A 26121-nucleotide genomic window follows, 5' to 3' on the forward strand; every position below is an offset into this window, starting at 1 on the left:
TTCTCTATATAAAAAAAGAATTAAACGAGTCTATCGTTTAATTCTTTTCAATAGAAAATTACTGAGCTTTATCACTTTTCACTTCTTCAGTTGTGATTTGGATTTGAGTTGTCTCTTGTGTAGTGGGCTCTGTGTTTTCTCTTGGTGCTTCTTGAGAAGTTGTCGTTACCACCGTTGTAGTTGTAGTGGATGTCGTAGTTGTAGTTTCCACCGCAACTCTCCAAACACCATCTTTATCAACTCGATAACCATCTGGTGTTAACTGATCTTTTAACATTGCTCCTGATTGTTCAAAATAATACCAATTATTATGAATGAATTTCCAGCCAGTTTGCATAATCCCAGATGATTCAAAATAGTATTCTGATTTATAGACTTTATAGAATCCAATGACCATTCTTCCGTTTTCATCCAGATAGTACCATTGGTCGTTTTCTTGATACCATCCGGTTTGCATAGCCCCACTATTTTTGAAGTAATGATAACTACCATCGAACCATTTCCAACCAGTTTGCATAGCTCCACTTGCTGCAAAGAAATATTTTACCCCATTAATTTCTTTCAAACCAGTTTCCATTACTCCGGAACTATTTAAGAAATACCAAACATCATTAACCTGTTTCCAACCGGTTTGCATATATCCATTGCTATCAAAATAGTACCATTTGTCATTATCTTTTTGCCATCCAGTTTGGATTATTCCAGATGAGTTAAATAAGTAACGTTTTCCCCATATTGTTTTCCAACCTGTAACCATGCCACCCGAATTGTCAAAATAATACCAGTTGTTACTGATTTGTTTCCAACCCGTTTGCATATAACCATTACTGTCAAAATAGTACAAGACATTATTGTTTTTTAGCCAACCTGTCTGCATAGCGCCTGTATCTTTAAAATAATACCAGTTAGCTCCTAACTCCTGCCAACCAGTCTGCATTACTCCATTACTATTGAAATAATACCAAGTACCGCTGATTTGTTTCCAGCCAGTAACTCGAACATTTTTTTCGTAGTAATACCAATTGCCACCCACTTGTTCCCAATAAGTGGCTTTTACTTTATTCAAAGGCGTTCCATCTGCTCTACGGGAACGATATTGTCCCTTTGATTTTACAATTTCACATGCAGTTCCGTCTTTATCTCGGTCAAGATGATCCGCATACCCGTCTTCGCCAACTGAAATGTCTCCATATCCTGCAGCCCATGCTTCAGAACAGTTTCTAAAGTGAATCTCATTCGCACTTACTGAATCATTTAACGGAACTACTCCCACTACTAAAAACGTAATCAAACACAAAAATACTTTTCTTAATTTCATTTCCATTCTCCCTCCTAATAGATACGTTTATTATAGATGAAAACGATATCGTAATCAACTGGTAGTTACCAATTTCGAAACAAGTCTCCACTTGCTTCCTAAAATAAAAAACCAGTCTGTAAAGACTGGTTTTACAATTATTGTTCAATTTCTTTTTCTTGTGCCCATTCGAAGTGGAATGTTCCTGGTTTGTCTACACGGTTGTACGTATGTGCACCGAAGTAGTCACGTTGTGCTTGAATTAAGTTTGCAGGTAATGTTTCTGAACGATATGAATCATAGTAAGCTAATGCACTTGAGAATGTTGGTACTGGGATACCAGCACGAACAGCCGTTACAACAACATCACGAACTGCATCTTGGTAGGATTCAGTCACATATAAGAAATATTTATCTAATAATAGGTTCTTCAATTGAGGATCACGTTCGAACGCATCTGTAATCTTTTGTAAGAATTGTGCGCGGATGATACATCCTGCACGGAAGATTTTCGCGATTTCGCCGTAGTTTAAGTCCCAATCGAACTCTTCACTAGCTACACGCATTTGAGCGAATCCTTGCGCGTAACTCATAATTTTAGAGAAGTATAATCCTTTACGAACTTGTTCGATTAAAGCTTGACGTTCTGAATTTGTTAATTCAGGAATCTTAGTTGCTGCTAATTCTTTACTTGCTGCAACACGTTCTTCTTTCAATGTTGAAGCGAAACGTGCAAATACAGATTCCGTAATTAATGGAAGTGGCACCCCTAAGTCTAATGCGCTTTGTGAAGCCCATTTACCAGTACCTTTGTTTCCAGCAGTATCCATGATTACGTCTACCATTGGACGACCTGTTTCAGGATCTTTCTTTGTTAAAATGTCCGCTGTGATTTCGATTAAGTAGCTATCTAATTCGCCTTGATTCCATTCTTGGAAGACTTCAGCGCATTCTTCTACAGATAATCCACCAACACGACGTAAGATATCGTAACTTTCAGCGATTAATTGCATGTCCCCATATTCGATTCCGTTGTGAACCATTTTTACGTAGTGACCTGCTCCGTTTGGTCCAATGTAAGTCACACATGGAGCGCCATCATCTGCTTTAGCAGAGATTTCTTCTAAGATTGGTGCTACTAAGTCATAAGCATCTTTTTGTCCACCAGGCATGATGGAAGGTCCTTTTAAGGCTCCTTCTTCCCCACCAGATACACCAGTACCGATGAAGTTAATTCCTGAGTTTGCTAGTTCTTCATTACGGCGCATTGTATCTCTGAAGAAGGTATTTCCTCCATCGATTAAAATATCACCTTTATCTAAATGTGGAAGTAAACTTTGAATGGTCTTATCTGTAGCTTCCCCAGCTTTTACCATTAATAAGATTCTTCTTGGTTTTTCTAAAGATTGTACAAATTCTTCTACAGTGTATGTTGGTACTAATTTTTTATCAGGATGTAGTGCAACAACCTCATCTGTTTTAGATGATGAACGGTTGAAAATTGAAACACTATATCCACGGCTTTCAATATTTAACGCTAAGTTACGTCCCATTACGGCCATACCAACGACACCAATTTGTTGTTTTGACATGAATCTTCCTCCAATTTGTTTTATTTTCCATTCCTATGTTAACAAAAATCGTTAATATTTGAAAGATTTTTGGCCGCTTTTCTTTCATCTCTTCTGTTTTCATTTCAATCATTTTCAATTTTATAAAGGTAGTTTAAGCATTTAAGACTAGTAATTCACTCTAGTTTACGGTAAACTATTACAGAAGATAGAAAAAAGGAGCGATTGTGTTGGCCAAGAAAAAACGTAATCTTTCAACCGTTGAAAAAATTACACGTGTGGTTGCTGTATTAATGTTAATCGGAACCCTTGGGGCTATTGTTCTACAAGTAGCATTAACCATCTTGAATTATAAATAGAAAAAAGGTCCGGCAGGTAATTCCTGCCGGACCTTTTTATTTGCCTTTAGTTTCTAACTGAGGCAAATACCCATTATTTAAATAGCTAATCGATAAATGTAACACTAATCCCAAGATTGAAAAACCATACATTGTTGCACTAATAAACATATTGGTCACACCTAGGATGATTAATCCAATCAAGATAAACTCTATAATTAGGTTTTGACTATTCGTCTTTAATTCATTCACGATCGTTTTGATAATAGGTTTTCCTACATACCAGAAGAATGCCAGTAGGGCAATGAATCCACTATAGAATAAAATCTCTAAATATCCGTTATGGACCCTATAGCTCTTTTTAACAATATAGCTATCTGGATCAATTTCTTTTGCAATTTTTTCCCAATTCCCAGAAGTATATCCAAAAATCGGTCTTTTCACTGAGAATTTAATAGCATCCTGCCAAATTGAAAAACGGTTATTTGAAATGTTTTTCGCATCGGTATCATTTCGTTGCAATGTTGCTAAAACTTTATAATTCCCGGTATTTTTATGTTCTTGATTAATCTTAGTAATAACCTGTGTATTGGCCTTTAGAATCACCTGAGAGCCTTGGTAAACTAAATGATATGATCCAAAAGTAATTAAACCAAACATTATTACATTTAGAACTTGTTTTTTTCGATCTTTCTTACAGATTGCAACGATAAAAATATATACAAATACTGCAGAAATAATAATTAAAGCCGTTCTAGAACCAGAAAGGACAATATAAGTAAAGTTACAGAATATTGCTAAATAAAGAAGGACTTTTAAAGGTCTAGAAACTTTATTTTGTAAATACCCTAAATATGTAATGGTTAATAGTGAAACCACAGATTGAATATTAGGATCTGTAAATACCCCAAACAGACGAGAATCGATAAATCCTTGTCGAAACACGTTCCCTTTATAGGATTCAATAATATAACCATCAAAGGTCACAAATTGGAATAGAGAAGCGATAACCGCCCCTGTAGATAACACTGCTAGAACACCACCAACACTTAATAAAGTTTGATTGGCTTGTTCTTTAGTAATAAAACTAATAAATGGATAGATTGAAAAGAAATATACGAAAAACACGATTAAGTCTTTTACATTATCAATATATCCGTACTTCATATTCACCACTAATGAAATGATGATAACAACAAATAACACTATTAGAGGTCGAATTCCTCTGGTTTTAGTCAAAGCTTTCTTCACAACAATATTATAAAGTCCGAAAAGTGCTCCTAATCCACTTAATAAAATTGTTACATAACTATTAGCATTGAAAAAATTTAGTGGAACAATAATACTCGTCATCATATATAAAGTGAAGAACAATAGATAGGATATTCCAAGTTTAAAATAGTTTTGCTCGAAAAAGTCTAAAATTTTCATAATCAGTTTGTATAACCTTGTATACTTTTACCTCCTTAAAGTTTAATTACTTTTTTAATATCGCCTGAAATAATAGCAAATAATGCGTAATAGACGACACAGCCTACAATTACCAATCCAGTATTTAACATAAAGCCTTTCGTTAAATTATATTCAAATGGAATGAAATAATCAACGGCTAATTTAATTGCAATAAAAGGTAAGGAAGCAATTGTATATCGTATAAAATTATTTTTTATCTTACGAATATCGTATAAAGAACGATCTCGAATAAATTTAACTTCTAAAAATAATACGATAACTTCCGCAAACACAGTCGTTAAAATATAATATTCTGGATTTTCTATACCGAAAATATATAACGCACTATTAAAAATCAAATTGAAGAATCCACCGACAAAATAAATTCTTGTTAAACTCAACTCATGTCCTTTTAGGAAAATGATCTGATTTGCAAAAATCGTATCTAAAGTCCATGATAAAATTCGAATCGAACAAATAATCATAGTCGGTACAGCTAATATATATTTCGGTCCTGCGTACAAGAATATAATGGATTGACTAACACAGGCTAATCCCATAGAAATCGGAATCACTAGGAATAGAAAAAGTCTACTTGTCTTTAACTGTAAATCATTAAATTTTTCAAACTGTTCTTCGGCATTATACTTAGCCAGTCTCGGAATACTAACAATAATAATAGAAACTACTACACCCGTAATCATCATCGATAAATTAAGTGATATCGTATAATAACTGATGTAAAGATTATTTTTTACTGAAGAAAGGAATAATCGGTCCAAAATCGTATATAACATATTCGCATTTGCAAGTAGTAGCATTGAAAACAAAGGCTTAAATACTTTTACTAATTCCTTTAATGGAATGCGAACTAATTTCACTTTCCTACGAATATAAATATAACTTGTAAAATAATTTAAGAAGTTTGCTACTGTCATAATCATTGCATAAGGAATGATGTCGTCACTATTTTTTACGAATACGAAGATGGAAACTAACATGAATACACGAACAAATAACGTCTTATACAAAATAAAATTGTAGCTTTCGAACGCTTCTGCCATCCATTCAACATATAGGAACTGTACAATAATTTGGAAAATAAAAATCCCGTATAATAGCATGTTATTAGGATTTGCAAACCAAATATACAGAATATAAACCAATGTAACTACGATTGAACTCAATGTACTAGCATAAAATAAAAGAGAAAAATTATGAGATGCTTTAGCCTTATTTTCTCTTACTCCACTAACCAGACGAATCCCATAGTTGTAAACCCCAAATCCAGCAAAAGGAATAAACCAGGCAGCTAATGAGTTTACTTTATTAAATTCTCCGAATAATTCTGGGTCCAAAATTCTTGTTAAATAAGGTCCTGTTAATAATGGAAAAATAATATTTAGTATTCTCACTAAAGTACTCGCTATTGCATTCACTTTAATGTTATTTTTACTCATTGCACACTCTCTTTCGTTTTAAATCAATTCTACTCTTGCTTCTTTACTATCTACAGGAACATAGATCTTATTTTGACGCCAATCATAATTGGTATTTGGAATCAAATAATCCTCACCATAATAAGCTTTCAAATAATCTACTGCATTTGTTGGCGCATAAGTTTTTGCTTCCATAAAAGTGACTTCTTTAAGGTCTTCCATAGGTAGTTCATAATAAAAAGCTTCAACATTGACAGGTTTATTTAATGCATTCATTCCGTACCAAATCATGGTCGTAGAAATCACATTATCGTCTACTCGGTCAAACAAAATTATATCAACATTTAACCCATTATAGGAAAACGAAATTTCTTTCACTTGATTTTGATAGATTAATTTACGATTCAATACAAAATTTCTTTTTGATAAAAACTCAATAATGGTTTCTAATTCATTCGAGTCTTTGGGACTCATCATTGCAAAATCCATATCGATATCGTGAGCTAAAATAGCCCCTTCTCTTTCATAACCTAGTAAAGTTCCAGCTTCAATCCAAATTTTGTGTCCTAACTGACGATTCACTTCTTCAAACTCTTTCAAAATTTGGTGAGCATTTTCTTTCAATAAGAGTTGACGGTCTCCATCAATCTTCTTATTTGCTAAATCATTTAAGTTTTTAATAATAGGCAACTTTAAAATTTTCTCTTTGTGGTTCCCTAATAAATGAGCCATTGTTGATTTTAGCCATTTTAACATCTTATGTTTACTCCCTAAACTCTTTTAATAATTATTTTGTATAGATTCTTATGAATCAATAGTAATAAGAATGATAATTTCCGCTTATTATTGAATAAAGAATTTCCTAAAATAAATTTCTTATACTTCTTCAAATTTTGAATTAATTGAGCTTCTAAAGCACTATCTTTGTACGCTTCATCTTTTAAAAGACGATCTAAAACGTAGAAATAAGCCCAACAGATACGAGTATCTGCTTGATATTGTAAATTAGGATATTTTTCTGCAACTATTTTTGCATTCTTTTCATAGGCTTCTATCACATTTAAAAATTTCGGAGTGAATTTTTGTGTAGTAATACTGTTTTCACGATGCATATAATAATACTTATGAACTTCTGTAGCTGCAATTTTTTGACATCTACTTAAAAGATCCACCATTAAAAATGCATCTTCAGCAATTTTTCCTTTTTCAAATCGGATTTGATTAAATAAACTCTTCTTATAGAGTTTATTTACTGCAGTTACTGAAAATATCTTTGCCTCAAGAACCATCTTAATGGCTTCTTCACTTGTCATTAAGTAAGGTTCATTCTTTGATTCATCTTTTAGAACTTGATCGTTATAAACATCATATAATCGACAGAAAGAAATCTCCGCATCATATTTTAAAAGATTTGAGAGTAAGACTTCATACATATCTTCATCAACATAGTCATCACTATCCACAAATCCAACGAAATCAGCAGTCGCTTTATCAACACCGTAGTTTCTGGCATCGGACAACCCACCATTATCTTTATGGTGGACGATAATTCGTGAATCACGTTTCGCAATTTCATCACAAAGCTTTCCGCTATTGTCGGTAGAACCATCATTAATTAAAAGAATCTCAATATTTTTATAGGATTGATTCATTAAAGATTCTACACATCGTTCTAAGTACTGCTCAACGTTATAAACAGGAACGATAATACTAATTTTTGGTTCCATAATACTCCCCTTTATATTTTTCATATCCATTCTCTAAATCAACAAATACAGCATCATGATGTGCAACTTGTTTTTCAACAGGAGGAGGTGTCATATAATCTCCAAATGCTGTTTTTAGATAAGCGTCATATCCAACAGGAATTGGCATCTCTGTTTGTTCAAACGGTAGGAACAATGCCGATTCAAAACTTTCAATTGGATATTTATTTTTCATATAACCAGGGCCTGCACACAACTCTGTAATCCCGTCACTTTCTTCACGAGTATACTTTGTCATCTCGCGCTCAGCCTTGCTCCAAATCTTATAGCGTAATGAACGTGTTGGGAATAATCCTAATAGGAATAAACTTCCCCATTTCATCAAACCACCATGTTTTTCTGGAATCGTTTGTGCACGGAATAATGAATAAATCAGTGCCCATCTCACTTGTTTCTTACGTTCTGATTCTGATTTTGGATAATAATCTAATGGAAGGATATCAATCGCTAAACCATGCGGAATCTCTAAATCTTGTTGATATGGTTTCACACAAGTCGTTTCTTTATCTCGAATCGTTACGAATAAATTACGGTCTAAGTAATGTTCGTCACTGTTTGACATCACATAACGCGCGTCCGCTTCTTTAGGCCACAATTCAATGAGTTTTTCATAGTCTTTTCGTGGCATAAAGAAATCTAAGTCATCATCCCACGGGATAAATCCTTTATGGCGAAGTGCTCCAATGGCCCCACCACCGCATAAATAACATAATAATTCATGTTGTTTGCAAAATGACACAAAATATTCTGCCATTTCTAAACATTTCTCCTGTAATGGTTCCATTGTTTCCCCACTTTCTTAAATATCCCATTTTGCCACTGTTTTAAATGGCGTCAATTTATCTTCCTCAAAGAAATGATAAATATCTTTCATTTCTTGAATTGGATTGGATTCAAAAATAATTAAATTTAAACGTGCATGTACTTTTGGATCAGACATGAATTGAACAGCTTCTTCAAAATCTTTACGACCAGAACGAGAACTGCCGACCCATGTCAATCCTTTTTCAAGAATATCTCGTGTATTTAGGGGAACTTCAAACTCGCTAACCCCCATCATTACAACTGCTCCTTGAGGTTGAATATGTCTGATAATTTCGCGATAAGCATCTTGTGTTCCACTTCCACCCACACATTCAATCGCATGGTCGAAGGTAAAATCTTCCGGAAGATTGCTCACATCATATACTTCATCCACAAATGAGAATAAACGTAATTTTTCTGGATCTTTCCCTACTACAATAATTGTTGATTCAGGGAATTTTGCTTTCGCAATCGTTGCTACGACATACGCTAAACTTCCAGAACCCCAAACCACAATACGATTACGACGACTATGGGCTACTTTATCAAAACGACGAAGTCCATGAACTCCCACTGATACGAATTCAGAAATGGCAGCAACTTTATCTGGGACCTCTTCATATTTCACAACGCGGTCGATTGGAATCGTTACAAATTCGCGCATGAATCCATCGTAACCACTTGAACGGAAGTATGTTCCATTCACATAGTTTTCGTAAAATTCAGTATTATGATCAAAGTCACGTGGTGGTTGGTTTGGAATCATTACCACATGATCTCCTGGCTTATAGGTTCCTGTTGGGTCCGCAACAACGATTCCACAACATTCATGAATCAATGCCATCGGTAATTTTTTTTGAAGAATTTTAGCAGGTCTTGTCCCTTGAAAATACCGTTGATCTGCATGACATAAGGCTAAGTAATTCGGTCTTACGACTACAGTATCTTTTTCATAAAAAGATACATCTTCATATTTAATTGAGAAAAACGATGGGCGAATGAGTTGATACACTCGATTAATCATTTTAAATCTCTCCTAACATCGCTTGCGCAATTTTTAAATCCGTAACGGTCGTAATTTTGATATTAGAGTATTCTCCTTCGACAAGAGCTACTTTTACATCATTCACCACGAATACTTTACAAGCGTCCGTTAAAATTTCTTTGACATCATCTGCCAAACCATCATACAAATCAGTGAAGGCTTGGATTTTAAATGTTTGAGGAGTTTGACCTTGATACATATGTGTTCTGTTTGGAATGGAAGAGATCACTTTACCATCAACGGATTCCACAATGGTATCATTTGCTATTACTACCGTATCCGCAACATCGAAGTTTTTCATTGCCTCGATATTGTCCACAATCATGCGGTATGAAACAAACGGACGAACCGCATCATGTGTAATCAGTACATCTTCACTAGAAAACGAGCTGCTATTCTTAATATCTGAAATAATACTTAAAATACTATCATTTCGATTCCCCCCGCCACTCACCACGCGGATTTTGTCTTTATTTGTCAAAATGTGTTTGTCCAATAAATCATTGAAGTAGCTCACCCAGTTTGGATGAACAGCCACATAGACAACATCTACATCTGGAACAAACAAGAATTTTTCAACTGTATGAATAATAATTGGTTTGTTTCCTAATGGTAAAAATTGTTTTGGCATTTCTTGGATTCCCATACGAGTTCCGGTACCACCGGCTAAAATCCCTGCATAAATCATTTTCTACACCTCTTATTCTCCAATTAAGGAGTTGTTAAATAATATAAATCTTGTCTTTCTTGTAATAATGGATAAGTTTTAACAGTTGGTTGTCCCATCAATTTACGGATAGAATTACTATTTTCTAACAAGACATCATCTGTTGCATAAGAATAATAAATTTGTTCTCCCGCATTATTAGTCAACAATAATTGTCTTTCTTCAATAAATGATTGTGTTAAATTTTGACTGGTTACAGCTGGACCATAGGTATTTTTTAAAGCCATTACTTGTCCAATTGGTAAGTCAGTCTTCACATTTTTGCTAACAGCATTCATTAATTGTTCAAAGTTTGCTACTGAGCTAAAACTCATTAGTTTTTCAACTAATTTTTCAATAACGATTCTTTGACGTTTTTGACGGCCATAATCTCCTTCTGGATCATCATAACGCATACGTGCAAAACGTAAGGCACTTTCTCCGTCTAGTGTTTCTGTTTTTCCTTGGATAAATGCTCGTTCCTCATATGTAAAGGTTAATGGGCTCGTCACTTCGATTCCACCCACCGCATCAACAAACTCCATTAATCCTTCCATGTTAATTTGAACATAAAAGTCAATGGTTGTATCCAACAATTTTTCTACAGAATTGATTACCATAGGAGCTTTCCCATATGCATAGGCGTGGTTTAATTTATCATACCCACCTGTCCCGACAATCTCAGTATAAGTATCTCTAGGTAAACTTAATAATTGAGATTTTTTAGTAGTAGGATTAATTGTTAAAAGTAACATCGTGTCAGAACGCCCGTCTTCTTCGGTACGTCCGTATGCACCATTATCGATTCCTAGTAGCAAAACATTAATTGGTTTAGCATTTTTTATAATCTCATTGGCTTCTTGTTCTGTACGATTTCCAACGCTTTGAGTAATCGTATTAATCGTATTATTAATTTTACTTGCATAATACGTTCCTAGAACCGCAATAATTGCAAAAAGACAGATGAATACAAATGCTACACGGCCTTTTTTCTTTTTCTTTTGTTGACGTCTGCTTTGTCTACTCCATTCATTTGATTCGTTCATCGTTTCACTCCAATACTATTTCTATGGATTTTGGTTTTTAGTTGGCTGAGTTGGCTTTACCGGTTCTTGGGTCACAGGTGCTGCTTGTGTTGCTGGAACCTGGGTTTGAGGTTGCTCTGGAGCTGCTGTTACTTCAGGAGCTCTTGTAGCAGGAGCAACTGGTGTAGCTGCACTTGTATCCGCCGCACTTGACGGTGTTGAAGGCGTTGCATCATTTTCCTCAGCATTATTATTCGAATTACTATTATTGTAATTGCTATTGTTATTGTAGTTATAGTTATAATTTGGAGTCACATTTGGCTCTACATAAGTGTCTTCTTTTTCTTGTACTGGTGAGTTTTGCTGTGGCGCATTTTTTTGAATATCCACAGTTGATTGTGTTTCTTTTGTCTCAATATGCTGCAATTCAGAAATTGTTTCTAAATCAAGTGATTTTCTCAGTACATTCGAAATTCTCAATTTTTCTTCTTCTGGGATGACAAAGTAATAAATTCCATTAATCATCGCTCCGTCCCCATTAATGGTATCTGTTTCAAAATGTTGAAGAGCTTCTTTGTGAGTTTGCACAATTTGGAATAATTTTTCAACTGTAAAATTCGTTTTTACTGAATTTTCTAAAGTTTTTAAAATCTCTTCATATTTCGTTACTGAACCTAATGACAGTAATTTTTCGACTAATTTTTGAATCACATATTGTTGACGTTTCTGTCTACCAGTATCTCCTTCTGGATCATCATAACGCATACGTGCATATCGTAATGCTGCTTCTCCATCTACATGTCGTGTCACACCTTCCGTAAACGACTCATCTTCATAAGTAAATGTCAATGCAGGAGTAATTTCTAATCCCCCAACTGCGTTTACAAGCCCCATCAAGCCTTGCATGTCTACTGTTACATAATAATCAATCGGGATATTTAACATATTTTGAACACTATTAATCGCAAATTTTTCTTTCCCAAATGCATACGCGTGGTTCAATTTGTCAAAAGTCCCATACCCGATAATCTCCGTATAAGAGTCACGTGGAATACTAATCATCGTTGTTTTCTTTTGTTTTGGATTAACGGTTACCAACAACATTGTGTCTGAACGGCCCACTTCTGTATCACGGCCATAGGCACCATTATCAATCCCCAAAAGTAATACTGAAAAACTACTATCATCTGTTAATTCTTTATCTCTTAGTTGCAGCGTATCTACTTCCTGATGAATCGCATCCTCTGCTTGCGAAATACGGCTCCATGCATATGCTACTCCCGCAATTAGAACAGCAACAATAGCGATTGCTACGGTAAGGATAATTTTTCTATTTTTTTTACTTTTTCTTTGTTTTCTTCTATTTGATATTTTTTCTTCGTTCACTCTCATTCATTCCACTCCAATAACTATACAATCAGTTAATTATACCATAGATTCCCCTGAACTCATGAGTATTTATAGTTTTTTAAGAATTAACTTCTTCGTTAAAATAATCCTTTTTAAACTGAAACCCAAAAATCCAACCCTTTATGGTTCCTATTCCATATGCAAAATGAATGGCTATCATAATCAACGGAATCCATAATAATGTAGGGTTAAATTTTTGCTTCGAAATTTCAAACGCTGATAACCCTAAGACCGCTAATATATATAGCGAAAATACGGTCACGAGCGGCTCAAAACTTATTGGCGTTAACAACATTAAAACTAATAAAGTTGCCACAAATACTCCGGGCCCAAAATGGAATAGAGATAAACAATCACGACAAACATGCGACGTTAATCCTATCCAATATCCATTAGCAAATTTTTGATGGATCATTTTAGACAATGTTGGGCGAATATATTGAAACGATTCAATTGATGTATCGTACCAAATTTTAAATCCATTTTTACGAATACGATAATGATATTCGTTATCTTCTGTACGAGTTAGTTTTTCATCAAAATATCCAACCTGATTTACAACATCACGGTGATACATCCCTTGGAACACAGAATCTACATAACGACTCTCATCCCCTTTACGGTAGTTAGCAATACTACTCCCTAACGCAGATTCTTCAACAATATGTAGCGTTTTTGAAAAATCATCATCTGCTTGTACGATAGTCGGTCTTCTTCCTCCACAAACCTTTTCTCCAGATTCAATGACTTTCACATTCGCTTCAATAAAATTAACTGGAATTTTGGAGTGCGCATCAATCTTTAAGAAACACTCTCCTTCAGAATTTTTAAATCCTAAATTAAGTCCTGTGTTTAAAGTTTTTCTTGGATTGTCTAAAATTTTAACACCGTAAAACAAGTGCTCATTTTCTAGTTTGAATTGATCCATTAAAGAACGCGTACCATCAGTCGACATTGCGTTCACTAAAACGACTTCGATATTTTTTAATGGATACGTTTGATTTTTTAAGCTTTCAAAAATTTCTGGCAAATAATCTTGCTCATTATATGCGCTAATATTAACGGAAACTAACATTTTTCCACCTCTTGGTCATATGATAAAAGGATTGGAACAAAACATCCCAATCCTTTTTATTTTATTTCTTTTTATTCGCAATATCAATCAATTCATCATGTAATTCTTGTTCAGAATAACTTTCAAAATTTTCGATAAAATTATATACACGATTAATTTGAGAATTGTCTGCAATTCCAATATGAATCTTCGGAAAGACTTGTTTTGGATTTACTTCCCCTTCATTTAATAATTCCTCGTACATCTTCTCACCTGGACGTAATCCAGTAAACTTAATTTCAATATCACCTTCGCTAAATCCTGAAAGACGAATTAAGTTTTTCGCTAAGTCTACAATTTTCACCGGTTTTCCCATATCAAGAACGAAGATTTCTCCGCCTCGAGCAAGAGAACCCGCTTGAATGACTAATTGAGCAGCTTCTGGAATCGTCATAAAGTAACGCACGATATCAGGATGAGTCACCGTAACAGGTCCTCCTTCAGCAATTTGCTTCTTGAAGAGCGGTATTACTGAACCACGTGAACCTAAAACATTCCCGAAACGAACTGCAACGAATTTTGTATATTCGCTACGAGTCGCCATATCTTGCACAATCATTTCGCAAAGACGTTTCGTCGCTCCCATAATATTTGGTGGGTTAACGGCTTTATCAGTCGATACCATTACGAACGATTTAACACGCGCATGACTAGCAGCTTCTGCAACATTTCTTGTTCCAAGAATGTTATTTTTAACGGCCTCACGAGGATTAATTTCCATTAGAGGTACATGTTTATGAGCTGCAGCATGATAAACCACATCTGGTTTATACTTATCCATCACTTCAAAGATACGTTTTCGATCTTGCACATCAGCAATCACTGGCGTAATCGTGAAGTGTTGTGAATACTTCCCTACTAATTCCATATTTAATTGGTAAATACTATTTTCACCATGTCCTAGGATGATGATTTCTTTTGGTTTGAATTTAGCTACTTGACGGCAAATTTCTGAACCAATCGAACCCCCTGCTCCGGTAACAAGGATTTTCTTACCACGTAATTGTTTTTCAATCATCGTTTGATCGAGTTCTACTGGGTCACGCCCTAGTAAATCTTCAATCTCCACATTTCTTAGTTGTTGAACATGTAAGTTCCCACTCATAACATCATCAATGTTTGGTAAAATAACGCATTCTGCACCGGTCTTACGGGCTACATCATATACTTCATTGAGTTTCTTGATCGGAAGAGATGGCATCGCAATAACTACTTTTGTAATCCCCATTGTATCCACAATACGCTCAATATCCTTAATAGCACCAAGAATACGAACTCCATAAATATCTTTACGAAGTTTATCTGGATCGTCATCCACAAAGGCAATCGGGTCCATTCTCATTGCTGGATGCATGAGCATTTGACGAACTAATAAAGTACCTGCAGCTCCTGCTCCTACAATTAAAGTAGGTTTCGCATTTTCCATAACGCTAGTATCTGCAAAGAATTCACGGAACACACGCATCGATAGACGAACTCCACCGATTGAAATCACCAGCAATAACCAGCATACGATTAAAAATTGCCACGTTACTTTCGTGTCAAAGAACGCTAAGCCTGAAATTGTAGAAACAATTACCGTTGCAGAAACACATTTCACAACCGTAATGACTTCATAGACACTGGCATATTCCCAATCTCTCCAATATAAATTGAAGAAATAAGAAAAAATATAGTAGGCGATTAAAGATAGAATCGCCGTAATCGTTAATCCGTGAATATTACGAATCAACCCTTCAGTTACTAATCGAAATCCTAAAAATACTGAACCAACAACAAGTAACGAATCGACGATGAATAATAATAAAATTCTAAATCGATTATTCATGAAATCATCCTCTCTTATTGTCCAAGCACTTCTTTAATTACTTCTAAATAATTTTGAACAATATAGTCAATATCCTCATCACTTAGTAGTCCGTGTAACGGTAAAGTTACTTCATTTTCAAAGAAGCAGTAAGCATTTGGATAATCTTCCATTTTGAAGCCCATATTTTGATAAGCTGTTAATAAAGGAAGTGGTTTATAGTGAACATTACATGAAATTCCACGTTCAGCCATTTTAATAATAATCTCGCCACGTTGATCATAGGAAGCCCCTTTAATGCGTGTGATATATAAATGACGTGAAGATTGATAGTTTTCACCTTCATGTTGTAGTACTTGAATACGTGAATCAACTGCTAATCCAGCATCTAATTGACGAACGATTTCTTTTCTACGCTCTAGCAATTGAGGATAACGTTCTAATTGACCTAACCCAATAGCCGCCATTACATCGGCCATATTACATTTATATCCTGGAATGACAATGTCATATTCCCAAGAACCTGGTTTGATTTTTGCTAAAGCGTCTTTGGTTTGTCCATGTAATGAGTATACTTGGAATTCTTTATACATCGCTTCAGAATCCAATTCATTTGCTGGATTCCAAGTAATACATCCACCTTCAGCAGTCGTTAAGTTTTTAACGGCATGGAATGAGAAGGATGCAAAGTCTGCTAACTGAGCTACAGAAACACCATCGCGGGTCGTTCCAATCGCATGCGCACAGTCAGAAACGACAACAATACGATTGAAGTGACGTTGTAAGTTTGTCTTTGGCTTAAACAAGCTTCGTTTAGATTCAACCACTTCAAAAATACGACGATAATCACATGGGACACCTGCTAATTCTACTGGAATAACTACTTTAGTTTTTTCAGTAATTGCAGCCTCAAGAGCATCATAATTCATTTCAAAATGGTCTTCTTGGATATCCACCATTACTGGTGTTGCTCCAACGTGTTCAATCACACTACAAGAAGCCGTATACGTAAATGCTGGAACAATCACTTCATCTCCAGGCCCAACGCCTAGTACACGTAACGCTAATTCTAGAGCAGCTGTTGCTGAGTTTAAGCAAACCACTTTTTCTGTCCCCATAAACTCTGCTAATTGACGTTCAAATTCTTTTGTTTTAGGCCCGGTTGTAATCCAACCAGACTTTAATACCTCGATTACATTATTAATTTCCTTTTCTGAAATATCAGGTGGTGAAAATGGAATATTTCTAACTTTCATGTTGTTCCCTCCAAGTTATTTTAAAACAGCAATCACAGTTTTTACCATAATTGCGATATCTTTTTTTAAACTACATTCATTTAAATAATCAATATTGTATTGCATTTTTTCAGGCAGGATATGTTGGATATACGCTTCATCCACGCTCAACCCTTGCTCTGTCCATTTTGCAATTTTTTCAGCCTCATGTCTGAATTCAATAGCGGCTAATGAAGTAACTCCGGCTGGTAGCAGGAGTGTTGTTTGCATTTCTGGAGTATATGCATCAACATATTTTTGAACTTCAGGTCTAGCCCCTACAAAAGACATGTCTCCAATAAGTACATTCAGCAACTGTGCCACTTCATCTAAGCGATAATTTCTTACACGACGTCCTACTTTTGTAATTCGTGGGTCATGATCTTGAGTAACTAATGGTCCTACTTTATCTGCATTTAAAATCATCGTTCTAAATTTAAAGATTTTAAAAATACGTCCATTGGTAGTGACCCGCTCTTGTCTATAAAATACCGGTCCTCCATCTTCTAATTTTATCGCAATTGCAATGATGATAAATACAATTGATAAAGGAATTAGAAGTAGCAAGGACACTACTATATCAAAAATTCGTTTTGAAATTAAATACCCCTTTTTCTGTCGAAGTTCTTTTTGTTTGTTAATTACGAGTTCATTCCTCATAAATTCTGGCAAAGAATTTTTTTCTTCCATAACTTCTCCCCTCATGCCTAGATAACCTTTCCTATTATACCATACTTTCTTCTTTTGAGGTAAATTTCTCTATTAATCTTGAATAAATTAATCGTAAATTTTTGAAAACAAAAAACTGAAAATATCTATTCGACATTTTCAGTTTCAATCATTATTTATTAAATTTTCTACTTTAATGAATAATTTTTTCTTCAAGAAGGCTTTCCCATATATTTAAAGCCAATTCTTCTTTAGAATTTTCTGGAAGATTCACTATATGTCCATCTTTTGTTAACAAAGTGACTTGGTGACTGTCCGAATTAAAACCGATACGAGAATTTGAGACGTCATTGGCAATAATGACATCTGCTTTTTTCTTTTCTAATTTTGCTTTTGCATATTCAAGCACATTCGTCGTTTCTGCTGCAAAACCGATAACTATTTGTTCTTCTCGTTTTGAATGACCTAATTTTTTTAAAATATCTGGATTTTCTAGCAACTCTAGCGTCAATCCTAATTCATTTTGTTGTTTTTTTATTTTTTGATTTGAACGATTGGCCACATAGTAGTCCGATACTGCAGCTACCATCACAGCAATGTCTGTTTTGGGAAACAGATGTGTGACTACATCATGCATCTCAAGTGCGCTTTCTACATAAGTCACTTGAACGCCGTAAGGAACTTTTAATTGCTTTGTGGTTGAAATCAACTGAACTTCGGCTCCTAAAACGGCAGCAGCTCTCGCTAATGCATAGCCCATTTTCCCAGAAGAATCATTTGAAATATAGCGAACTGGATCGATGCGCTCTTTTGTCCCACCAGCAGTAATTAAGATTGTTTTTCCTTCTAAAGGAGACTTGTATTCTCTTCTACTCTCGAAAAATGTCACTTGTTCGAAGATTTCTTCTGGCTCAGGAAGGCGTCCTTTTCCGTCATAGCCTTCAGCTAAAAATCCAGTTGCAGGTTCAATCACTGACTTGCCATCTTCCACAAGTTGCTTCACATTTCGAACCGTTGCTGGATTTTCCCACATATGTTCATTCATCGCTGGAACTACATAAATAGGAGTAGTTGTTGCTAGTAAAGTACTTGTAACGAAATTATCAGCAATTCCATTAGCCATTTTCGCAATCGTATTGGCCGTTGCAGGTACAACTATAGCCACATCTGTCTGGTCTGCCAAGTGAATATGTTGCACTTTATTCGCTTCATCTTCGTCAAAGGTGTCTAAATAAACTTTATTTTTTGTTAGCACTTGAAAAGTTAGAGGAGTGATAAACTCACAGGCACTTTTTGTCATTGCAACAGAAACTTTGGCCCCTTCTTTTACAAACATACGGACAAGTGTGGCTGCTTTAAACGCGGCAATCCCCCCTGTGATAAAGACGGTCACTTTCTTATTTTTCCACATACACTATCCTCTTTTCTTAGAAACCGATAGTAAAACAGATGCAATAATCGGTGTCATAATAGAAGCCGCTATCGCTTCTGCAATCCCATTTGACATTACAATTCCCATAAGTACAAGAGGCAATTCAGCTACCGTCTTTCCTGTTAATTCTGCATATTGTCCTGCCATTAGGAGATAAATCAGGCCTAAAACTAAAATGGTATTCATCAGGCTTCCTAAAAATCCTGACAAAGCCATTCTTAATTTGTCATAAGTAATCACTTTGTTCATTTTATGATAAAACAAGGCAATGAGTCCTCCCATTAACAACCTTGGAAGTATTGAAATGAAAGGATTTGTAAATATCATAAAAGTTACTGCATTTCCTGAAGTAAACGCACGTAAAAAGGAACTGAATCCCCATGCGAACCCTAGAAGGAATCCTGCTTTAGGTCCTAATACAATCCCTCCAACAATAACCGTTATATGGATAATGGTAATATCTAAAATAAATAAGGGTAAGTTCCCTAAAAATGGTACAAAACTTTGCAAAATAATAATGGCAATAAACATCGCACTTAATACCATTTGAAAAGTCTTTTCTCTTTTCATACTGTCACCTCAAGTCTTAATGATTGTATTATACTAAGCTTTCTACTCTCAATCAACGCAAAAAAACTGAAAATAGCTTCAAAATTCAACTTTAATCAGCTATTTTCAGTTTTTTAGAAAGCATTATATATAAAATCTGTCGCATTCGTAAAATCAGTAAAAATACTATACAGGATAATACATGTAATGATGACATAAAACAACAGTGTCCATCCAACTAGTGAGTCTAACTTTTTGACCCAGTTCTCAATTCTTTTTTTCATGATAATCCCTCTTAAACTCCTATCCTCTGTTTCTTCTAGGAAAGTATACCACATTCCCATTCATAAGAATATCCCCCTTAAAGTACATTTAAAAGTTTTAATACTTTCTTAGATATTTCGCCGAATAAAAAACACCTAAGGTTCCCCTTAGGTGTTCAGGCTATCTATTTATTAGATTTTAGATACAGCTTCTGCTACCAATGCTTCAACTTCTTCTACAGTTGCACATTCGTTAATCGCTTTAGCTGCTAATGCTTGCATATCGCTTAATGTTAATTTAGAAATTAAGCTACGTGTTTTTAGAACACTTGATGCAGACATTGAGAACTCATCTAATCCAAGACCTACTAATAGAGGCACAGCTGTTTGATCCCCAGCCATTTCCCCACACATTCCAGCCCATTTGCCTTCTTTGTGTGCTGAATCAATTACGTGTTTGATTAACGTTAAGATTGATGGGTTGTATGGTTGGTATAAGTATGAAACGCGTTCGTTCATACGGTCAGCAGCCATTGTGTATTGGATTAAGTCGTTTGTTCCGATACTGAAGAAGTCCACTTCTTTCGCGAATTGGTGAGCTAAAACTGCTGCTGCAGGAATTTCAATCATGATACCTACTTGGATATCGTCGCTGACTGCAACACCTTCTGCGATTAATTTAGCTTTTTCTTCTTCTAATAATGCTTTAGCGCCACGGAAATCATTTAATGTCGCAATCATTGGGAACATGATACGTAATTTACCGTATACAGATGCACGTAATAATGCACGTAATTGTGTACGGAACATTTCAGGTTCGTTTAATGAAATACGAATAGCACGATATCCTAAGAATGGGTTCATTTCGTGTGGTAATGGTAAGTATGGTAACTCTTTATCCCCACCGATATCCATTGTACGAACGACAACAGGTTTTCCATTCATGCCTTCTAAAACGGCTTTGTAAGCTTCAAATTGATCTTCTTCTGTTGGCATTTCGTGAGAATCCATGTATAAGAATTCTGTACGGTATAAACCAACACCTTCTGCACCATTGTTTACAACACCTTCTAAGTCTTTTGGTGTACCAATGTTTGCAGCCAATTCAACTTGATGGCCATCTTTAGTGTAAGTTTTTGAATCTTTTAATTTTTCCCATTCAGCTTGTTGAGCCGCAAATGCTTCAGCTTTAGCACGGTATTCAGCAACCACTTCTTCAGATGGGTTAAGGAATACATCCCCTGATAAACCATCCACGATAATGATATCTCCGTCTTTAGCAATTGAAGTCACTTCTTTAGTACCAACGATTGCTGGAATTTCTAAAGAACGCGCCATAATCGCTGAGTGAGAAGTACGTCCACCAATATCAGTAACGAAAGCTTTTACGTATTGGCGATTTAATTGAGCTGTATCGCTCGGTGTTAAATCGGCAGCTACGATAATCACTTCATCTTTGATAGTTGCTGGGCTAGGAATTTTAACGCCTAAAAGGTGAGCTAAGACACGTTTAGATACGTCACGAATGTCCGCAGCACGTTCTTGCATATAAGGGTTATCTTCCATTCCTGCAAAAATAGAAATAAACATATCTGTTACTTCTTTTAATGCAGATTCCGCATTCACTTTGTTAGATGTAATGCTATCTTTTACTTGTCCAATTAATTCTGGATCGCTTAAAACCATTAAGTGAGCATCGAATACTTGTGCTTCTTCTTCACCTAAGTTTTTTAAAGCTGTTTCCTTGATTAATTCGACATCTTTGATTGACGCTGCTAATGCATCATCCAAGCGTGAAACTTCTTTTTCTGAATCTTCTACAGTCACTTTTGTCACTGTTAAATCAGGTTCAGTCAAAGTATATACTTTGGCAATTGCGATACCATCACTAGCAGCAATCCCTTGTAATGTTGGTTTCATATTATTCAGCTAATCCTTCTTTTTTCATTGTTTCGTCAATTCCTGCTAATGCTTCTGCTTCGTCAGCACCTTCAGCAGTAATCACTACGTCAGCACCTTGGCCAACACCTAATGACATAACGCCCATTATTGATTTTAAGTTAACAGATTTTCCTTTGTATTCTAATTGGATATCTGAACTATATTTGCTTGCTGTTTGAACTAATAAAGTTGCTGGGCGAGCGTGGATTCCTGTTTCTGCGATTACATGATATTCTTTCTTTTCCATATTGAAAGTCTCCTTTGAAAGTAAATTTTGTTTTAAGAAATGTACATTCGAGAGCATGTAGTCCTCAAAAATACAACCCTTTCATTTAATAAGGTTACCATTTTTTTTCGATTTTAACAACTATTTCAATATATTTTTTAAAAGCACTTTCATCTTACTGAGAGCAAGCTATTCATCCTTTTTCAAAAAAATTAAATTTTCAAAAAAAGAGAGATGAAATAATACTAAAAACACTGTATAATAATATTAATATTCGACATAAATAAAGGAGGCTGTGTCTAAAATGAAACTTATCGATATTACTAATTCTCACTCTCAACTTGTCAATGAACAGTTAGCTAACACCGATGCTTTCTATATCAAAGTATACTCTCTTGGCCAAACAACTGTTTTCTATGCTGACGCTGCCACTCACCGTGATATTGTCATCTTAAATAAAAAAAGACGCATTAAAGATGTTGAAATTGAATTTGTCGTTCATCGTTTGTTCCATATGGAACCTGATGGCCTTGATATTATCCATGCAGATAACTTTGTTGAAATTAGTATCCCTGTGGAGAAAAAACGACCGGTATTCAACTAAAATAGACAAATTGAAACCGCCGACGAAAAGAATTTCGTTGGCGATCTTTTTATTTTTGAAGTAAAAAAAGACCATATATGGCCATTTAAAAAAAGTAGACAATTACCATATTTGGTAATTGTCTACTTTTACATTAAATTCCAACCATATCTAAATAGAGACGGTGCGAATAACTATCTGTCATTCCTGAAATGAAGTCCGTCGCTAATAAAAGGCGTAAGTATAATTTTTCAACTTCGCTCTTTCTTTCTGCAAAGTAATGATAAGAACGTTTTTGGCTTTCAGAAATAATGCCAATCTTCTTCAACTCTACATAGTCTAATTGTCGATTTGTATCATACGACACTAGCGAAGGGACAAAACTGTCTAATAAATAAGTGAGCGTTGTGTATCCTGCAATTTCTAGTCTCAAAATCCCTTTATGATCATAAATTTGTTCTTCAGAAAGTTTTCGAAGGATGAAATATAAATCTTCAGCCCAAGAATTTTGGAACAAGTCTTGGTTAAACGTCCCAGCCATAATTTCATCATAATGATTTACAAAGGTATGACGCGCACCGTCGATTAATTTATCACGTAAATCTACAAAGAAACGATTCACACTGAAAACTTCTTCATCGATAGTCGTTAATATTTCACGAGTATGAACGGAATGTGGTGCGTTATATGCATCATTACTCAAATTAGCTAGTAGAAATTCTCGCACATCTCTAAAAGATATCACACCTTTTCCAATCGCATCTTCCATATCTGCAACCAAATATGCAATGTCATCTGCTGCTTCTAAAATAAAGGTCAGTGGATGTCGATTAGTGCCTGTTCCCGTAATTTCCGTCACTGTTTTAAACGCATCTTCTTCTGAATAGAAATACCCAACTTTCTTAGAAGTTATTTCCTTTGTTTTTTTATAAGAAGAGGGGTAAGTATATTTTAAAATCGTATTTAAAGTAGCCACTGTTAAATCCAAACCTTCAAATTTTCCTTTAAAATCATGAAGTTTCGAAACAATGCGTAAGGATTGAGCATTCCCTTCAAAACGATAAAAATCATTTACATATGGGCTTGATAAAAACTCATCCGCAACATCACTTCGTTCTCTCAAGATATTAGGAAGATTTTTCTTAAACCATTGACGGATAATATCTTCTCCAAAATGTCCGTACGGAGGGTTTCCTAAATCATGAACTAAACTCGCACATTCAACAATTTTCAAGACATCTTCTTGTCTATCAATCATTTCTTGACGACTCGCATCTGGCTGCTTCTTAACTTCTTCCTGTAATAGAATCACAATTTCTTTAGCCAAGGACCTCGCCACCATAGCAACTTCTAATGAGTGCGTCAGTCTCGTATGGATAAAATCAAGTCTTTCTAAAGGAAATACCTGCGTTTTATCTTGCAAACGTCTAAAAGCCGGACTCGTTACAATCCGTTTGTAATCATCATCAAACTCATTGCGGTGAGTCGCTTTTTTCCCAGAAATACGTTTTGTTGATAGTAATTTAGACCATTCCATAAATCATACCCCTTCCGTTACCTCTTACCATTATACCAAAAGTTCGTCAGCCTTTGGAATTTTGCGCATTTGATTAAGATAAACTGAGATACAAATTATGAATGAAATGAAATCCGATACAGGTCCTGAGAAAATCAGTCCATCAACACCAAACAAAGTTGAAAGAAGAAGCATCAATGGAAGTAGAACAAATAATTGACGTGTAAGAGATAAAATTGCCCCTAATTTCGCTTTTCCGATTGCAGGGAAAAATGTTGTCACAATAATGGTTATCCCATTAATGAAAGTAAAGAATAAGTAAGCACGCGCATATCGAACGCCAAATTCATAATAGAGAGCGTCCCCGCTTCCAAACATTTGAATGAGTTGGAGTGGGAAAACTTCGAATAATATCCATAGTATTGTCGATAAAATTAAAGTGACTTTTAATAGCAAGTTCATCGTTTCATGGACACGTGAATATTTTTTTGCACCATAGTTAAATCCTAAAATCGGCTGTGCTCCTTGATTTAACCCAATCACAACTGCAATGAAAATAACGAAGATTTTGCTTACAACACCACCAACCGCAATCGGAATATCACTACCGTAAACTGATTGTGCCCCGTATGAACGAAGTAAGTTGTTCGATGTGATTTGGACAATGGTCGCGGAAATTTGGAAGATGAACGAGGTTAACCCAAGAGATGCAATGACTTTTACATCTTCAAATGATAATTTAAAATCGCCCTTCTCAAAATGAACCGATCTAAACCGTGGAATGTACGCTACTAATACAAGGGCAGAAACGATTTGACTGATTACCGTTGCCCAAGCAGCTCCAGCAATCCCCATATTAAATCCAAAGATAAATAACGGATCTAACACTGTATTCAGCAACGCTCCTATAATAATCGCCATCATAGAATATGTTGCTCTACCATCTGCACGAACGAGTGGATTAAACCCAATTGAAAACATAAAGAATGGAATCCCCAGCGCCGTAATACCAGCATATTCACTGGCATACCCTAAAATTTGATCGGTTGCACCAATTAAATTCAGTAAAGGTTGCAAGAACAAGAGTACAATGCTCATAATCATTAATCCAGCTGTTAAAAGTAACACAACTGCAGTTCCTGCCACTTCACGCGCATGTTTATCTTCTTTTCGCCCAAGTGCCAAGTTAAAGTTCGAGGCAGCACCAATTCCTACCATTAATCCAATCGCCATACAGATAGTCGTAATTGGAAAGGCAATATTCGTAGCCGCATTCCCTAAATATCCTACCCCTTGCCCGATAAAAATTTGGTCAACAATATTATAAAGAGCGTTCACCACATTCGCGACAATCGCCGGAATCGCCATTTTTCGAACCAGTGTACTAATTTTCTCATACCCTAACGGATTTTGTTTTTCTTCAACTACCATCAAAACTCTCCTTCTCAATCAATTGTATATATGCATAAAAAAAAGTCCCTCCATCCGCGGAGAGATCTACCAATACATTTATCTTAACTTTGCAACCTAAATTTGTCAAACATCCCATCCCACTATTTCGGTTTCAGAAACCCCAGCGAGCGCTCCATAAAAAAGCAGCAACGGACGCTCCAATTTTAGCGATAACTAAATTTTCGTAAGACTCGTCTTTTTTATCCGCATTTTGATTTATGGCGATTTAAGAAGCATCGCTCACTTTATAAAATATACGAATTAAATTTTAAAACTCGTTCTGAAGAATCATGCGTAGTCTATAAAACCGGTCGCGGACGCTCCAATTTTAGCGATAACTAATTTCTCACAAGACTCGTCTTTTTTACCGCATTTTGATTTATGGCGGTCTAAGAAGCATAGTTCACCTTATAAAATATACGAATTAAATTTTAAAACTCGT

At 35.3% G+C, this 26121-nt stretch carries 23 protein-coding genes; 2 read left to right on the forward strand and 21 right to left on the reverse strand.

Features of this window, described 5'->3' with window-relative positions; genetic code table 11:
- Positions 1–58: 58 nt before the first annotated feature.
- Both HMPREF3106_RS04500 and gndA read right to left on the reverse strand, forming a co-directional pair.
- Positions 59–1324 carry an excalibur calcium-binding domain-containing protein gene (locus HMPREF3106_RS04500; RefSeq protein WP_049555281.1) on the reverse strand — a complete coding sequence of 422 codons (1266 nt, stop codon included), beginning with the start codon at positions 1322–1324 and terminating at the stop codon, positions 59–61.
- Between the two features lie 131 nt (positions 1325–1455).
- Complete coding sequence (gndA, locus tag HMPREF3106_RS04505) at positions 1456–2889, reverse strand: NADP-dependent phosphogluconate dehydrogenase (protein ID WP_049555282.1); 1434 nt, start codon at positions 2887–2889, stop codon at positions 1456–1458.
- A 209-nt stretch (positions 2890–3098) separates the two neighbouring features.
- Here gndA and HMPREF3106_RS09255 point away from each other — a divergent pair, with 209 nt between their 5' ends.
- On the forward strand, positions 3099–3227 hold the full coding sequence (locus tag HMPREF3106_RS09255) for a DUF4044 domain-containing protein (RefSeq protein ID WP_160313167.1): 129 nt from the start codon (positions 3099–3101) through the stop codon (positions 3225–3227).
- Positions 3228–3263: 36 nt separating this feature from the next.
- Here the strand turns inward: HMPREF3106_RS09255 and HMPREF3106_RS04510 are convergent, their stop codons facing one another.
- The 17 genes from HMPREF3106_RS04510 to HMPREF3106_RS04595 form a co-directional block, all read right to left on the reverse strand.
- Positions 3264–4445, reverse strand: a complete 1182-nt coding sequence (locus HMPREF3106_RS04510) for an O-antigen ligase family protein (RefSeq protein WP_168160694.1) — start codon at positions 4443–4445, stop codon at positions 3264–3266.
- A 227-nt stretch (positions 4446–4672) separates the two neighbouring features.
- Entirely contained in the window at positions 4673–6118 is a 1446-nt protein-coding gene (locus HMPREF3106_RS04515; protein ID WP_005606802.1) for an oligosaccharide flippase family protein, read from the reverse strand.
- 18 nt (positions 6119–6136) lie between these two features.
- Complete coding sequence (locus HMPREF3106_RS04520; protein ID WP_049555008.1) at positions 6137–6853, reverse strand: hypothetical protein; 717 nt, start codon at positions 6851–6853, stop codon at positions 6137–6139.
- A 14-nt stretch (positions 6854–6867) separates the two neighbouring features.
- The gene (locus HMPREF3106_RS04525) at positions 6868–7824 is read right to left on the reverse strand and encodes a glycosyltransferase family 2 protein (RefSeq protein WP_049555009.1); all 957 of its coding nucleotides are present in this window, start codon (positions 7822–7824) and stop codon (positions 6868–6870) included.
- Positions 7808–8647 carry a LicD family protein gene (locus HMPREF3106_RS04530; RefSeq protein WP_005606805.1) on the reverse strand — a complete coding sequence of 280 codons (840 nt, stop codon included), beginning with the start codon at positions 8645–8647 and terminating at the stop codon, positions 7808–7810. Before HMPREF3106_RS04530 ends, HMPREF3106_RS04525 begins: the two co-directional genes overlap by 17 nt.
- A gap of 15 nt (positions 8648–8662) precedes the next feature.
- A complete protein-coding gene (locus HMPREF3106_RS04535; RefSeq protein ID WP_070444658.1) occupies positions 8663–9691 on the reverse strand; it encodes an alcohol dehydrogenase catalytic domain-containing protein in 1029 nt (342 codons plus the stop codon).
- Between the two features lies 1 nt (position 9692).
- On the reverse strand, positions 9693–10400 hold the full coding sequence (locus HMPREF3106_RS04540) for an IspD/TarI family cytidylyltransferase (RefSeq protein WP_049555011.1): 708 nt from the start codon (positions 10398–10400) through the stop codon (positions 9693–9695).
- Positions 10401–10423: 23 nt separating this feature from the next.
- Positions 10424–11464 carry an LCP family glycopolymer transferase gene (locus HMPREF3106_RS04545; protein ID WP_049555012.1) on the reverse strand — a complete coding sequence of 347 codons (1041 nt, stop codon included), beginning with the start codon at positions 11462–11464 and terminating at the stop codon, positions 10424–10426.
- Positions 11465–11485: 21 nt separating this feature from the next.
- Positions 11486–12835: an LCP family glycopolymer transferase gene (locus HMPREF3106_RS04550; RefSeq protein WP_049555013.1), complete on the reverse strand. Its 1350-nt coding sequence runs from the start codon at positions 12833–12835 to the stop codon at positions 11486–11488.
- Between the two features lie 76 nt (positions 12836–12911).
- On the reverse strand, positions 12912–13928 hold the full coding sequence (locus HMPREF3106_RS04555) for a glycosyltransferase family 2 protein (RefSeq protein WP_049555014.1): 1017 nt from the start codon (positions 13926–13928) through the stop codon (positions 12912–12914).
- Positions 13929–13989: 61 nt separating this feature from the next.
- Entirely contained in the window at positions 13990–15795 is a 1806-nt protein-coding gene (locus tag HMPREF3106_RS04560; protein WP_070438048.1) for a polysaccharide biosynthesis protein, read from the reverse strand.
- Positions 15796–15809: 14 nt separating this feature from the next.
- A complete protein-coding gene (locus HMPREF3106_RS04565; protein ID WP_070438045.1) occupies positions 15810–17030 on the reverse strand; it encodes a DegT/DnrJ/EryC1/StrS family aminotransferase in 1221 nt (406 codons plus the stop codon).
- Positions 17031–17045: 15 nt separating this feature from the next.
- On the reverse strand, positions 17046–17738 hold the full coding sequence (locus tag HMPREF3106_RS04570) for a sugar transferase (protein ID WP_210384823.1): 693 nt from the start codon (positions 17736–17738) through the stop codon (positions 17046–17048).
- Between the two features lie 172 nt (positions 17739–17910).
- Complete coding sequence (coaBC, locus tag HMPREF3106_RS04575) at positions 17911–19128, reverse strand: bifunctional phosphopantothenoylcysteine decarboxylase/phosphopantothenate--cysteine ligase CoaBC (RefSeq protein WP_070444660.1); 1218 nt, start codon at positions 19126–19128, stop codon at positions 17911–17913.
- 3 nt (positions 19129–19131) lie between these two features.
- Entirely contained in the window at positions 19132–19719 is a 588-nt protein-coding gene (locus HMPREF3106_RS04580) for an ECF transporter S component (protein WP_070444662.1), read from the reverse strand.
- Positions 19720–20153: 434 nt separating this feature from the next.
- Positions 20154–21881 carry a phosphoenolpyruvate--protein phosphotransferase gene (gene ptsP / locus HMPREF3106_RS04590; RefSeq protein WP_049555018.1) on the reverse strand — a complete coding sequence of 576 codons (1728 nt, stop codon included), beginning with the start codon at positions 21879–21881 and terminating at the stop codon, positions 20154–20156.
- Position 21882: 1 nt separating this feature from the next.
- Complete coding sequence (locus HMPREF3106_RS04595) at positions 21883–22149, reverse strand: phosphocarrier protein HPr (protein ID WP_039849104.1); 267 nt, start codon at positions 22147–22149, stop codon at positions 21883–21885.
- 283 nt (positions 22150–22432) lie between these two features.
- Between HMPREF3106_RS04595 and HMPREF3106_RS04600 the strand changes: the two genes are divergently transcribed.
- Positions 22433–22732, forward strand: coding sequence for a DUF1827 family protein (locus HMPREF3106_RS04600; RefSeq protein ID WP_070444666.1), 300 nt, complete (start codon positions 22433–22435; stop codon positions 22730–22732).
- Positions 22733–22865: 133 nt separating this feature from the next.
- Here HMPREF3106_RS04600 and HMPREF3106_RS04605 read toward each other — a convergent pair whose 3' ends face one another.
- Positions 22866–24248 (reverse strand): deoxyguanosinetriphosphate triphosphohydrolase, encoded by a 1383-nt coding sequence (locus HMPREF3106_RS04605; protein WP_070444668.1) that lies wholly within the window; start codon positions 24246–24248, stop codon positions 22866–22868.
- A gap of 30 nt (positions 24249–24278) precedes the next feature.
- A complete protein-coding gene (locus HMPREF3106_RS04610; protein ID WP_070444670.1) occupies positions 24279–25658 on the reverse strand; it encodes an MATE family efflux transporter in 1380 nt (459 codons plus the stop codon).
- Positions 25659–26121: the final 463 nt, after the last annotated feature.

The organism is Granulicatella sp. HMSC31F03 (genome assembly GCF_001807725.1).
Taxonomy (GTDB): Bacteria; Bacillota; Bacilli; order Lactobacillales; family Aerococcaceae; genus Granulicatella; species Granulicatella adiacens.

Excerpts from the sequence above, each read along its gene's own strand:
- HMPREF3106_RS04500 (WP_049555281.1), bottom strand. The coding sequence starts at position 1,324 with ATGGAAATGAAATTAAGAAAAGTATTTTTGTGTTTGATTACGTTTTTA.
- gndA (WP_049555282.1), bottom strand. The coding sequence starts at position 2,889 with ATGTCAAAACAACAAATTGGTGTCGTTGGTATGGCCGTAATGGGACGT.
- HMPREF3106_RS04515 (WP_005606802.1), bottom strand. The coding sequence starts at position 6,118 with ATGAGTAAAAATAACATTAAAGTGAATGCAATAGCGAGTACTTTAGTG.
- HMPREF3106_RS04520 (WP_049555008.1), bottom strand. The coding sequence starts at position 6,853 with ATGTTAAAATGGCTAAAATCAACAATGGCTCATTTATTAGGGAACCAC.
- HMPREF3106_RS04525 (WP_049555009.1), bottom strand. The coding sequence starts at position 7,824 with ATGGAACCAAAAATTAGTATTATCGTTCCTGTTTATAACGTTGAGCAG.
- HMPREF3106_RS04530 (WP_005606805.1), bottom strand. The coding sequence starts at position 8,647 with ATGGAACCATTACAGGAGAAATGTTTAGAAATGGCAGAATATTTTGTG.
- HMPREF3106_RS04535 (WP_070444658.1), bottom strand. The coding sequence starts at position 9,691 with ATGATTAATCGAGTGTATCAACTCATTCGCCCATCGTTTTTCTCAATT.
- HMPREF3106_RS04540 (WP_049555011.1), bottom strand. The coding sequence starts at position 10,400 with ATGATTTATGCAGGGATTTTAGCCGGTGGTACCGGAACTCGTATGGGA.
- HMPREF3106_RS04545 (WP_049555012.1), bottom strand. The coding sequence starts at position 11,464 with ATGAACGAATCAAATGAATGGAGTAGACAAAGCAGACGTCAACAAAAG.
- HMPREF3106_RS04550 (WP_049555013.1), bottom strand. The coding sequence starts at position 12,835 with ATGAGAGTGAACGAAGAAAAAATATCAAATAGAAGAAAACAAAGAAAA.
- HMPREF3106_RS04555 (WP_049555014.1), bottom strand. The coding sequence starts at position 13,928 with ATGTTAGTTTCCGTTAATATTAGCGCATATAATGAGCAAGATTATTTG.
- HMPREF3106_RS04560 (WP_070438048.1), bottom strand. The coding sequence starts at position 15,795 with ATGAATAATCGATTTAGAATTTTATTATTATTCATCGTCGATTCGTTA.
- HMPREF3106_RS04565 (WP_070438045.1), bottom strand. The coding sequence starts at position 17,030 with ATGAAAGTTAGAAATATTCCATTTTCACCACCTGATATTTCAGAAAAG.
- HMPREF3106_RS04570 (WP_210384823.1), bottom strand. The coding sequence starts at position 17,738 with ATGGAAGAAAAAAATTCTTTGCCAGAATTTATGAGGAATGAACTCGTA.
- coaBC (WP_070444660.1), bottom strand. The coding sequence starts at position 19,128 with ATGTGGAAAAATAAGAAAGTGACCGTCTTTATCACAGGGGGGATTGCC.
- HMPREF3106_RS04580 (WP_070444662.1), bottom strand. The coding sequence starts at position 19,719 with ATGAAAAGAGAAAAGACTTTTCAAATGGTATTAAGTGCGATGTTTATT.
- ptsP (WP_049555018.1), bottom strand. The coding sequence starts at position 21,881 with ATGAAACCAACATTACAAGGGATTGCTGCTAGTGATGGTATCGCAATT.
- HMPREF3106_RS04595 (WP_039849104.1), bottom strand. The coding sequence starts at position 22,149 with ATGGAAAAGAAAGAATATCATGTAATCGCAGAAACAGGAATCCACGCT.
- HMPREF3106_RS04600 (WP_070444666.1), top strand. The coding sequence starts at position 22,433 with ATGAAACTTATCGATATTACTAATTCTCACTCTCAACTTGTCAATGAA.
- HMPREF3106_RS04605 (WP_070444668.1), bottom strand. The coding sequence starts at position 24,248 with ATGGAATGGTCTAAATTACTATCAACAAAACGTATTTCTGGGAAAAAA.
- HMPREF3106_RS04610 (WP_070444670.1), bottom strand. The coding sequence starts at position 25,658 with ATGGTAGTTGAAGAAAAACAAAATCCGTTAGGGTATGAGAAAATTAGT.